The sequence below is a fragment of the Nonlabens dokdonensis DSW-6 genome (assembly GCF_000332115.1).
GTDB classification, from domain to species: Bacteria; Bacteroidota; Bacteroidia; order Flavobacteriales; family Flavobacteriaceae; genus Nonlabens; species Nonlabens dokdonensis.
Genome location: NC_020156.1, coordinates 2425554 through 2437965, shown reverse-complemented (window position 1 = coordinate 2437965; position 12412 = coordinate 2425554). Strand labels below are relative to the sequence as shown.

The window sequence follows — 12412 nt, the reverse complement described above, 5'->3', positions numbered from 1 at the left end:
ATTTTTAATTTTTAACTATGAAAAAAGCAATTCAAACCCTAGCAATGGCTGCAATCGCAGTAGTGAGTATGACATCTTGTGAAGATGACGATACTCCACAAATTATTAATGAAGAAGAAGTAATTACTACGGTAACTTACACATTAACAAACGCGGTAGATAATACTGATGAGGTTATTCTACGGTCTGTGGATGCAGACGGAGATGGACCACTAGATCCTGTGGAAACAGTATCTAAAGCATTCACTGCGGGAGCTAGTTACAACGGTGAAGTTCGTTTTGAAAATGAATTAGAATCACCAGCTGAGAATATTACATTGGAAGTAATTGCAGAAGGAGACGAGCATGAAGTGTTTTACAACAGTACGGTTGCAGGTGTAGTTGTATCAAAAACAGATGTAGATGCTGATGGAAATCCTTTAGGAGTTACTTCAACTTTGACAACAGGTGCTGCTGGAACAGGAACGCTTACAATCGTTTTACGCCATGAGCCTACTAAGCCTAATAACGGTACGTTATCTGATGCAGGTGGAGAAACTGATGTACAAGTAAGTTTTGATGTAACTGTACAATAATAGGTCGATATATTAATTAGCCCATCGGAAGCTCTTTGAAACATAGGTTTTAAAGAGCTTTTTCATTTAATCGCAAGTGTAATAACTAATTACAGAACCTTCTTCGCCAGAAATAGTAATTTTTAAATCTTCTAAAGCACCCATACTCTCAAAAATCACTTCATTATATTTTTGAAAGTTACGAACTGGAAGTTCCAGTTGACCATCTTGAGATAATGGAACAAATTTATGAATTACTTCAAAATACAGCTCATTAAGATCAGCAGATTTGTAATTGATGGTTACAAAAAGACAATCTGTAAAGATTTCTTTTCTTAAGGCATTTTCAAATTCTTCATCTTTAGTGGTAGTTTTGAACGTGCCGCCAGAAGTTGTAGGTTTTGAAATAGTGTTAGTAGAACTTCCTAATAATTCACCTTTTAAATTGTAAGTCTTAGCACCATGGTCATCTACATATAAAATATTTTCACGATTACTCAAATGTGCGCTGAAAATATAAGCTTTAGTATTTTCTTTATTAACTACAATCCAATTTCCAGGTAATCTGATATTATTAGCTACTAAAAGCAAATCTTTTGAAACAATTGATTCTGACTTTAAAACTAAATCACCGAAATTTAAATAAGCCACTACTTTAGAATCAAACTTGGGCTGGTCGTATATTTTTGTTCCTTCTGGGTTAATCACTACATATTTTTCCTTTACCATAGTCGCATTAGAGTAAAAGAAACTCAGTAAGAATGCAACGATAGATAAAAATTTTATTCTCATAATTTTACTTTTATAATAAGTCCGAAATTTATCAAGCAATTTCATTTATTTATGTACGAATTAAATATTATAATTCAAGTTCAGGTACAAGTTCTTATTTATATCTCCGCCAAGTATTCATGAACAAACTTAATTGCCATCGCTCCTTCTCCTACCGCACTGGCTACTCGATTCATGGCGCCACTTCTCACATCGCCACTGGCAAAAATTCCTGGCTCGCATGTTTCTAACAAGAAAGGTTCGCGATCTTTTTTCCACGAGTTTTTATAATCTGCATCAAGTACCACATCTCTTCCTGTTTTGATAAAGCCACGTTTATCTTTCATAATATTCATTTCTATCCAATCGGTATAGGGTTTATTCCCTATGAAAATGAATAAAGCTTGTGCTTCTTTTTCTTGAATATTACCGTTTAAACTTTCCAAAGTCACATGACTCAACCGATTGTTTTCTCCTTTAATCTCAGTGATATTTACTTCTCCTACAACTTCTATATTATCGATTTTATCAATCTGCTCAATAAGGTAGCTGGACATACTACTTGTTAAATCAGGTTTACGGATGACGATGTAAACGTTTTTTGCAAAATTGCTCAAATAAACAGCGCTTTGCCCGGCACTATTTCCGCCACCTACAATGTAAACCTGACGGTCTTCACAGGCTTTTGCTTCAGTCATACTGCTGCCATAGTAAATTCCTGCTCCTGTGTAATCTTCAACGTTTTTGGCAGGTAACTTTCTATAATTAACTCCTGTAGTAATGATCACCGATTTTGTTCTTATGCAATCACCATTATCTAATTCTAATGATTTATAACCGTCCTTAGTAGATATATTCAACACCTCACGCGGACTCAGAAATTCAATCCCAAAACGTTTAGCTTGTGTAATAGCTCGATGCGTCAATTCTTGACCGCTTAAACCGTTAGGAAAACCTAGATAATTTTCTATTCTAGAACTTGTACCTGCTTGTCCGCCGGGCGCATGTTTCTCAATCAACAAGGTCTTTAAGCCTTCACTGCCACCATAAACCGCGGCAGCTAGACCACTAGGTCCAGCGCCTATAATGGCTACATCATAGACATCTTCTTTTGCAGTAATGTTCAAACCCAAAGCTTCAGCTAGTTTTGTAATAGAAGGATTTTCCATACAACTGCCGTCAGGGAAAGCAACTACAGGCATATCTGCCGCAGTAATTTTGTGTAAGTCAATTATTTCTTGCGCTTTCTCACTAGTCTCTGCATCCAGCCATTGAAACGGAAACAAATTGCCTGTCAGGAAATCTTTTATTTTATGTGACAATGGAGAGTATTGATAACCCAATACTTTAATACCGTCAAATTCTGGTCTGAAATTTTGTTGCCATGCCTCTAACAGTCCATCAAGAACAGGATACAATTTCTCCTCTGGCGGATTCCACGGTTTGGTCAAATAATAATCTAAATTGACATCATTTATTGCTTTTATAGCAGCATCTGTATCAGAATAAGCGGTTAATAAAACTCGCTTTGCTTCTGGAAAAATCTTCAACGCTTTTTCTAGGAATTCTACTCCTAACATCTCTGGCATGCGTTGATCTACAAGAAATAAAGCAATAACTTCTCCTTTTTTCTTTAAATCATTTAGAGCGTCTAAAGCTTCACTAGGACTTTCCGTACTTAAAATTCGATAGTCTTTACGATATCTGGATTTGAGATCTCGAGTCACCGCTCTTAAAACCTGCGTGTCGTCGTCGAGTGCAAATAAAATTGGTTTTTTCATTGTTTTTATGCTATCGGTAAGCAAATTTCAAAGGTTGTTCCATCTTTAGAAGAACTTACTTGAATCCTACCATTATGTTGGTCTATAATACGTTGCGATACTTCAAGTCCCATTCCAGTTCCTTTTCCTATAGCTTTCGTAGTGAAAAAAGGATCAAAAATCTGATCGATCAATTCCTCTGGAATTCCATGTCCCGTATCTTTTATTTCAATAAAAATATCTTTGTCATAATAGGTTCTAATAGTAAGCTCACCACCATTTTCCATGGCGTCTATGGCGTTGTCTATCAAATTAGTCCATACCTGATTGATCTCACTAACATACAGTGATGGTTGCGGACAATCTTCACAATAGTCCTTAATTACTTCTACACTGTTTTTCTTAAGCTTATGCTTTAACATGATGAGCGTATTGTCCAGTCCTTTATGAACATCGGCTGGAGTTTTTTCTGGAGCACGATCCATGTGCGTATAGCCTTTTACACTAGTTACTAATTCTTCTATGCGCTGGCTGGCTTCTTCTATTTCATTCACCATTTTTTCTGTAGTGAGTACATTAGAAATCCAGGCTGCTACTCCAGCAAAATCCCGTTCACCTATAATGTCATAGACTTCTTCCATAGTTTCAATTCCCATGCAATAATCTACTAAGGTTTCTGCAAGCTCATAACCATCTTCTACTCCTTTTTCTTCTAACCAATCTGCCAGATCATCTTCTTGCTCGGTGCGTTCCATAAGAGATAACTTATTTTCTGGTCTGCTTTCTAGACGTGAAAAAATCGTTTCGTTAACTGGATCTACCTGCTCTTCTGTAAGCCTCATGGTCATCACAGTTTTAAACTTTTCAGGATAAAGGGATAAATTTTTCTTTAGCTCAATGGCACTGCGGCGCATCGCACTACTAGGATTATTCAATTCATGAGCAAGGCCAGCACTTAATTTACCTAAAGCCATCATCTTTTCTTGCTGTACATTGACTTTAGTAAATTCTCTTACACGACTGGTCATGTGATGCACCAGCGACTCGGTCAGCTCATAGTGTTGGGTTAACTCTTTGAATTTCGCTTTCGCGAAAGCGAGAACCTTACAGTTTTCAATCACTTCTCCATATCCTTGTGCAATGGTCGCCCTAGAATAAGGTAGCGTACCACCTATTGTATCTGGTTCCATAAAGGCTATATGACGGTACTGCCCATTTTGCTCTACTTTAATCTCAACACGTCCCTCAATCATAAGGTACATATTGTTAATAGGCTCTCCCTTTTTAAATAAAAAATCTCCTTTGCTGTATCCTAATAGATTACTTTCTAGTCGCAACCAATCTAGTTGATCCTGTGGCACCTGAGCAAATTCAGGAATTTTACGCAACTCTTCTATACTACAATTCATTCACTAAAGTTACGATTCAAAATCCAATAATCAATCCTAAAGTTAGGGCACAAAAAAACCGCTTCAATTATGAAGCGGTTTTCTACATTCGAAGTATGAAACTAATTAGTCTACTGCATCTTCAACATCGTCTGCTGCACTTTCTGCAGCGTCTTCTATTTTTTCTCCCGTAGATTCTTCTCTACAACTTACTGTACCTAAGGTAAACATGGCAGCTATTGCTACAACTAAAACTTTTTTTAACATAATTGATTATATTTAAATGGTTGATTTTTAATTATAATGGTTTTCTACCTGATATGATATTGATTAAAATCACGATAACTGCGATAACGATCAATGCATGAAACAATCCTCCTGTAGAAAGTCCTGGGATAACGCCTAGAAGACCTAACACCCAACCTATTATACAAATTACGGCTACTAGCCAAAGCAAACTTCTCATAATATATATTTTAATGGTTCATGACTAAAGTAATAAAAGGAAACAGCCTAAAACGTTAAACAAAAAGCAATTTTAAATTTTTTAACTAAAAAACGTAAGGATTTAAAATTAATACGACACCTTTTGTCAATTTATTATAACGGTAGAATTCAACTTGTAACTTTACGTATAAATAAGGCTTTGTGCGCCACGCAAAATTATTCTACTCTAGATAAAAATAAAAATAGTAGATAAATGAAAAGTTAGATCAGATGAACACAAATTAGATTAAATAATAGTTCACGAGAATGATGACTAATTTATAATTTGATTAAAAGGCTAAAATTCTATCTAATTTTAGTCAATTGTAGCATACTGCTACCAGCGGTTTCCATAGTAATAGTAGCATTTTGATTACCATTACCTTTAACACGTATTGATAAAATATCCCCAGCGTCAATTTCTATATCTTCTGTAAATGAAATTGATGACAAATTATGATTGAAAGAACCTCCGATGTAACTATTAGCATAAATAGAGCTAGCGACATAATCAGGATCTCCATTTGCTGGTTCTATGACAACGTAACATTTGAGACTAGCTCCTGGTGCATTTCCTCTAAAGTAAATATTACCCACAATATTATATCTACCAGCTTCATTAACTCTAATAAATTGTCCTGAGCTTCCTACTTGATATAAGTTAGTGTCGTCATTCCATTGTAAATTTCCAATTACTGGAAGATTGAAACCTACAGCAGTATTTGCCGGAGCAAGTGCATCTACATTCAAATTGGTTGTAATGTCTGAATTTGTATACTTGACACTTGGTTCCACTAGAATTTGTGAGTCACCATTTAAAGTAAATCCGCCATTAACATTTACAAATACGGGAACAGGTCTCACGCCATCATTTGCAACATTATTAGTGCTGTTTAATTGCGTAAGTTGCAACTCTCCCGAGCTCTCTAATGTCATTTGAACTTCATTAATTACCTCATCAACATTTGTTACAGCAAATCTCATTTTAGTGGGCAAACTAGTTGCAGTGTGCACATTTGCAGCATCAAATTGGATTCCTATGATGTCTCCAGATTGATCATCTCCATCCCATGTTTTCCCTACAGTGTAACCTATAGGTTCATCTCTTCGTAAAAATTCTGGGCTTTCAAAAGTTCCACCTTGATTGTAATAAATTAAATTAGGAGGATTAGCAGGAAAACTACTAGTCAACTGGACATCATTATCACCTTCAAATCTCAATTCTAGTCGTTCTCGAGGTTCATCTACGGCACCTAAACCTACATAACCATCTTCAAATATTCGTAGCGGTATAGAATTATTAGTTTGCGCATCTTGATAAAAAATATATGGTCGATCGTTTATGCTACCTTGAGACCAGAATCCGCCTTCACCTAATTTCTCCCAAGAGGTACTGCTATTGTTCCAAAAATAAAATCCTGCCGTGTTACCTGTTGAAGCTGTTTCTAAGAAAACTAACATTCCATTTTGTGCGGCACCTGGATCAATCAAAGGAAAATTTTCTATACGCGGTATTAATAAACCATCATTAGAATCTACGGTTGCGCCTGCTGAAATATCTAACGTAGCCTGCGGATTATCATTTTGAATACCTACTTGAGCATCTAATCTTACCAAACTTAACGATGCACAAACAAGTAAGAAAATACGTAAAGATTTCATAATGAGTGTTTTTCCTAAAGTTAATTACAAAACGAATAGTATATCACAAGTAATTCTTAAATAACTGTAAGCATCTCCGAAACAAAATATTACAAAACATTAAACTATTTTTTCTAGTATTTAGCAGGATTATCAATCACATCTTGCGCTCTATTTTTATGCTTTTTCAACAATTCTGGATCCATTTTCTTAAGCAAAGCCATCATCATGTTCATACGCTGGTTAGAGGCAAAATGTTCATTTTTCTCGTCAAGAAAATTCCAATACAACGAGTTAAAAGGACAGGCATCTTCTTCAGCTTTTTTCTTGGTGACCTTATATGCACAGCCTTTACAATAATTACTCATTTTATTGATATAACTACCGCTACTTACGTATGGTTTTGTAGCTACTATGCCGCCATCTGCCCACTGTGACATACCTCTAGTATTGGTAATTTCTACCCATTCTATAGCATCTATATAAATTCCCAGATACCACTCGTCTACATAACTAGGCTCTGTCATGTTAAGTAATGCAAAATTTCCAGTGATCATCAATCGTTGGATATGATGCGCATAAGCGTTGTCCAAAGAGTTATTAATAGCATGTTTGAGACAATTCATCTTCGTCTCTCCTGTCCAGTAAAATTCTGGCAGCTTATTTTTGTTTTCTAACTTATTTTTTGTTTGATAATCTGGCATTTCCTTCCAGTAAATACCGCGCATAAACTCACGCCAGCCCAGAATTTGTCTGACAAAACCTTCTACTTGAGAAATGTCTATTTTAGGTTTCCCGCTTTCGCGAAAGCGAGATAAAACCGTCTGAATCACCTCTAGCGGAGCAAGCAGTTTGCAATTCATCGCAAAGCTCAATCTGGAATGAAAAAGATAGTCTTGATCGGTATGCATGGCGTCTTGAAAATCTCCAAAATGAACCAACAAATGTTCACAGAAATAATTCAAAACATCCAGTCCATCTTGTCTGGTCGTAGGCCAATTGAAATTATCTGGATCAATCCGGCCTATGGTTTTCACACCTTCTTTTTCTAATAAGTCGGTAATTTCTTTGACATCTTTTCTAAAACCACGCTCGTGTGGGATCTCGGTTTTTTCATCCCATTTTTTACGATTACTTTGATCATAATTCCATTTTCCACCTCCTGGCTCTTTATCGCCCTCAATCATGATATCGTATTTCTTGCGCATATCGCGGTAGAAATACTCCATAGTAAGGCGTTTCTTTCCCTCAAAAAACTTCTCTACATCTTTTCTTTTGGTCAAAAAATGCTCGGTATTATAACCTTGCCACTCTATATCTAGAGATTTACAAAAATCTTTAAGCTGTTGATCTAGTCTCCATTCATCTGGCGCGAGGTATTCAAACTTTTCAATATCATGCTCCTTAATTAGTTGTTTCAAATTCTTAACCAGATCTTGTGTATTGCGTTTATCGTCGAGATTATAATACACCGTATTCCAGCCACGATCTTGCATCCATTCATTAAAACCGCGCATCGCCATAAAAAACGCAACTACTTTTTGAATGTGATGCGTGACATAATCTGTTTCTTGACGCATCTCTGCCATGAAATAAATTACATCATCCTGATTGCCGTTGAACCAAGAATGTTTGTGATTGAGTTGATCTCCTAGTATTAATCGTAATGTTTTCATATTGTCTGCAATTTCCGCACAGACGGAAATCTTTTTGCTTTAATCATTATATCTCTTTTTATCTCAATTTTACAAGCACTATTGTTCCTTTGTTATTGTAAGGACGTCGTAGGACGGCTATTTTATCATAAATGGCAGAATGAATTCTGCCCCTATAAAATTATTTTGTCGCCTTGCGGCGTTCTTTTATCACGCCGAATGAATTCGGCTTTATTTATTTATTATCATTTCTCAATACTATGAGGTTGCCGTTCCTATTTATTCTTTTAATTTACAATTCATTTCCCTCGGCGAAATCTCAGAGGTTAATCAAAATTAATTAGTCAAGCCGTTGCAGAACGGCTTCGCTTTATTCTATCTCAATTATTTATAAGCTTCTCAACAAAATTTCAAACCTGTGAGGTTGCCTTGCATACTTCTCGTTTTAATTTCTAAAATTTTCCTAAGGCGAAATCTCACAGGTTGATCCATCCTTTTCAATTTCAATTTCAAATTCAAGTTCAAGTTCAAGTTCTTTTAAAACAATTCTTCCTGCAACCACAAATTCTGATATTTACCATCGCTATCATAGCGATCTGCTTGAGATTTAATATTAAAGGTTCTATTTCTAGGATCGTTTCCTACACCACTATTATACATCCAGTTTCCATAATTAGAATGCACGTCATAATCAATTAGAATGTGCTCAAAATAGGCCGCACCTATTCTCCAGTCTTGCTCTTTATGCATGGACCAATAACTAGCTACATTTTGTCGACCGCGATTGCTCATAAAACCAGTGGCAGCTAGCTCTTTCATATTAGCATTTACAAATCTCTCGTGCGTTTCTCCATTGATCCATTTGTCCAACTCTCGCTCACTAGATTTCCATTCGTAATCTTTCTTAAGAATTCCGCCTAATTGGAAAATATCACTTTCATGCTTTAGTGAAACATACTTAAAGAAATCTCTCCAGATCAATTCAAAAATCAGCCAGTAGGTATCCTGATTTTTCTTAACCTCTTTTTCAAAGTGCTTAACTTCCCAATAAATTTCTCGTGCCGAAATACTTCCTATAGCCAGCCAAGCACTGAACTTACTACTGTAATCTGTACCGATTAATCCGTTTCTGGTTTTTTTATAGTATTGCAGCTTTTTAGTTTCCCAGAAGTAATGATCCAGTCGTTCCCAGGCAGCAGTCGCGCCACCTTTCCAAGGAAAAGCGCTGCGGTGATCTTTTTCAAATTCTTCCAGTCCTAAATCTTTCAAAGAAGGAAGGTCTGTCTGTTCTACCTTTGGTAATTCTTGCTTATAATCATCAATATTAACTAAATCTCTAATCTCAGACTGCTTCTCACACTTCTTACGGAATTCTGTAAAAACTCTTGGAATCTGATTAAAACTTTCAAAAGGAACATCATCTGGATGAAACAAAAACTGATCGTACACGCGATGTCCTTTTACCTGATCTTTAAGTCCAGCTTGTTCTAAAGCCTCTCCTAGTTTTTCTTCTTGTTGCAATTCATCACATGTCCATTCTTTTTGTAAAAAGATTTTTTTTATTTGATGTTCTTTAATTAAATCAGGGAAAACAACAGCTGGAGCATTATGATAAATAAGTAACGGAATACCATGTTCTTCTAAGTCTACCTTCAAATTTTCCAGAGCTTCAAGTATAAATTGTGCTCTATATTTACCTGTTTTTGTAAAAGGTAATTTGAAATCTAGATCAAAGCCAAAATCACTTTCCTTATAAAAAGCAGGATCAAAACAATAGACAGCAATTACATCGCCTTCTTTATCACAAGCTGCTTTTAAACTGTGATTATCTGTCACTCTTAAATCGTTTCTAAACCAAACTAGGTTGCTCATACTCTATAAATTAAAATCTAAACTTAAATGTAAACTCAACTTATTTTGTTGAACTTAAATCTTTCTTTATTAGTTGTCAAGCCATCGCAGGACGACTTCGCTTTCTTATAATTCAGGTGTCTTAAAACTTAAATTAAATCTAAACTTAAACTTAAACTTAAACTTAAACTTAAATCTACAGGAAACTGAACTCAAAACGTTCTCGACTGCGCTCGAACTGACATCTTTTTCGAGTTCGCGTATAAGTTCATTTATTCCCACTACATTTTTTACTGCAATACTTTACCGTTTCCCAATTCTTTTCCCATTTCTTACGCCACGTAAACTCTCGTTCACATACTGGACAAACTTTAGTTGGTAAATTATGTTGATTGCGTGCTTTTTGCTTCATAACATTTTCCGCGCAGGCGGAAATCTTTTTGTTAAGTCAAGCCGTTGCAGATTGGCTTCGCTTTATTGTTTCTCGATTCTTATTAATTTTCTCTACTGGATTAAAACCTGTGAGGTTGCCTTTCTAAATTCATCTTTTAATTTCCAACTGTTTCTAGGGCGAAACCTCACAGGTTCAATCGTCCCAGTTGCTAATTCGAGTTCAAATTAAGGTTGAAGTTCGAACTCATTTTGACTTACCAGTCTTCATAGAAATCTCCTCCAAATCTTTATCAACTTGTGCATAGCTTAATCGTTTTTCCACTTTTGCAGTAGCATAGCCGTCCAGACCATTTATTGTTACCGTACCAGCTTTTCCTAAGTCCACCCAACCATCTTCTGCGAGGTGATTTTCATGTAAAAAGATATCTGTAATTTTACAAATCACAAGAATACATCGGTTCTCTTCTAGATAATATTCATTCACATATTCGGCTGCGAGTTGAACTGGTGCATCTTTTATAAATGGAGCGCTAAAACCTTCTCGTTCCAGTTTTTCAATTCCTAATTCCTCAAACTCAGATATAGATTCATCATATTTAGCACTCGATTGGTGCGCACGGTCAATTAATGATTGAGGCAAATGATTCAATGTGATCTTACCTGTTTCTTTTAGGTTGTAATACGTATGACCTACGCCGTGTCCCAAAGGTCTTTGTACAAAACTAAACAAAGCTGGATTGCTTCCTAAATGCGTCACACTACTAAAAACAGCAACATTATCGATACCATCTTTGGAACGTGTCGCAAGAAGATTGGCACTTTTAAATCCAGTGATACTATTTACTAGATTACCACGATAAAATCGATCGTATTCTTGCAGTTGTTTTAGGTTGATGTGTTTCATTTGTTTAACTTATTGATCCAAATATAAAACAAAACAAGACCTTGAACAGCTTTCTAAATGTTTAAACTTTATTAAATTGCTGTATGGATTTACAAAAAGCATTTGAGCTCAACCGAGAAACTTGGAACACCAAGACTAGCATTCATTATGAAAGCGATTTCTATGATAAGCACGCTTTCGCGAAAGCGAAAAACTCATTAAACTCCTACGAGATCAATGCTCTAGGAGATGTAACAGGCAAGAAGATGCTGCATTTACAATGCCACTTCGGTCAAGATTCCTTGAGCTGGGCAAACAAAGGTGCGCAAGTTACAGCGGTAGATATATCTGATAAAGCCATTGAGTTAGGTAAAAAACTTAGTGAAGATTTAAAACTACCAGTAGATTTTGCGTGCTGCAATGTTTTGGACACCTCGCAACATGTAAAGGACCTATTTGATATTGTTTTTACCAGTTATGGCACCATTGGCTGGCTGCCAGATTTAAAACCTTGGGCAAAGATGATTGCTGAGCGTTTAAAGCCTGGTGGCATATTCTACATCGTAGAATTTCATCCTATTATCTGGATGTATGATTATAACGAGGAAAAACCATCACTCAAATATCATTATGCGCAAAATGAAGCTATTTATGACGAGTATCCTGGTACCTATGCTGCGCCAGATTCAAAAATGGTCTCTAAAGAATATGGCTGGAATCATTCCCTAAGTGAGGTGATCCAGTCTTTAATAGATGCCGGATTAACGATAGAACTTTTTGCAGAGCATGACGGTAGTCCATACGACGTTTTTCCTGATATGGAATTGCGAGAAGATGGACTTTATTATTTAAACAATCAATTGTTTCCTACTTTGTTTGAAATTAAAGCTAGGAAATGAATTTGAACTTGAACTTGAAAAACGAAACCTCTTCCCCAACCCTAAAGGGTGAGGTATCTTCTAAATTCAAACTTGAACTTGAAAGGAATATACCATGGTCCAACTTCTGAGGTTTAGCCATAGCATATAGC

12 protein-coding genes are annotated in these 12412 nt (G+C 36.0%); 2 read left to right on the top strand and 10 right to left on the bottom strand.

Going from position 1 to position 12412, the window contains the following annotated elements; genetic code table 11:
* Window positions 1-17: 17 nt before the first annotated feature.
* The gene (locus DDD_RS10640) at window positions 18-575 is read left to right on the top strand and encodes a type 1 periplasmic binding fold superfamily protein (RefSeq protein WP_052329265.1); all 558 of its coding nucleotides are present in this window, start codon (window positions 18-20) and stop codon (window positions 573-575) included.
* A gap of 66 nt (window positions 576-641) precedes the next feature.
* Here the strand turns inward: DDD_RS10640 and DDD_RS10635 are convergent, their stop codons facing one another.
* The 10 genes from DDD_RS10635 to DDD_RS10600 all read right to left on the bottom strand — a co-directional run bounded on the left by DDD_RS10635 (window position 642) and on the right by DDD_RS10600 (window position 11403).
* Window positions 642-1346: a hypothetical protein gene (locus tag DDD_RS10635; RefSeq protein ID WP_041567101.1), complete on the bottom strand. Its 705-nt coding sequence runs from the start codon at window positions 1344-1346 to the stop codon at window positions 642-644.
* Between the two features lie 98 nt (window positions 1347-1444).
* A complete protein-coding gene (locus DDD_RS10630; protein WP_041567100.1) occupies window positions 1445-3106 on the bottom strand; it encodes an FAD-dependent oxidoreductase in 1662 nt (553 codons plus the stop codon).
* Between the two features lie 5 nt (window positions 3107-3111).
* Window positions 3112-4494: an ATP-binding protein gene (locus DDD_RS10625; RefSeq protein WP_015362856.1), complete on the bottom strand. Its 1383-nt coding sequence runs from the start codon at window positions 4492-4494 to the stop codon at window positions 3112-3114.
* A 105-nt stretch (window positions 4495-4599) separates the two neighbouring features.
* On the bottom strand, window positions 4600-4740 hold the full coding sequence (locus tag DDD_RS18110; protein ID WP_015362855.1) for a hypothetical protein: 141 nt from the start codon (window positions 4738-4740) through the stop codon (window positions 4600-4602).
* 31 nt (window positions 4741-4771) lie between these two features.
* Window positions 4772-4939, bottom strand: coding sequence for a lmo0937 family membrane protein (locus DDD_RS17870; protein WP_015362854.1), 168 nt, complete (start codon window positions 4937-4939; stop codon window positions 4772-4774).
* 326 nt (window positions 4940-5265) lie between these two features.
* Complete coding sequence (locus tag DDD_RS10615; protein WP_015362853.1) at window positions 5266-6621, bottom strand: hypothetical protein; 1356 nt, start codon at window positions 6619-6621, stop codon at window positions 5266-5268.
* A gap of 113 nt (window positions 6622-6734) precedes the next feature.
* The gene (locus tag DDD_RS10610; RefSeq protein ID WP_015362852.1) at window positions 6735-8276 is read right to left on the bottom strand and encodes a cryptochrome/photolyase family protein; all 1542 of its coding nucleotides are present in this window, start codon (window positions 8274-8276) and stop codon (window positions 6735-6737) included.
* A gap of 516 nt (window positions 8277-8792) precedes the next feature.
* Window positions 8793-10127 (bottom strand): DASH family cryptochrome, encoded by a 1335-nt coding sequence (locus DDD_RS10605; protein WP_015362851.1) that lies wholly within the window; start codon window positions 10125-10127, stop codon window positions 8793-8795.
* 247 nt (window positions 10128-10374) lie between these two features.
* Window positions 10375-10518 (bottom strand): DUF2256 domain-containing protein, encoded by a 144-nt coding sequence (locus tag DDD_RS17715; RefSeq protein WP_015362850.1) that lies wholly within the window; start codon window positions 10516-10518, stop codon window positions 10375-10377.
* Window positions 10519-10743: 225 nt separating this feature from the next.
* A complete protein-coding gene (locus tag DDD_RS10600; RefSeq protein WP_015362849.1) occupies window positions 10744-11403 on the bottom strand; it encodes a flavin reductase family protein in 660 nt (219 codons plus the stop codon).
* An 83-nt stretch (window positions 11404-11486) separates the two neighbouring features.
* Between DDD_RS10600 and DDD_RS10595 the strand changes: the two genes are divergently transcribed.
* Complete coding sequence (locus tag DDD_RS10595; RefSeq protein WP_015362848.1) at window positions 11487-12281, top strand: class I SAM-dependent methyltransferase; 795 nt, start codon at window positions 11487-11489, stop codon at window positions 12279-12281.
* Window positions 12282-12412 lie beyond the last annotated feature (131 nt).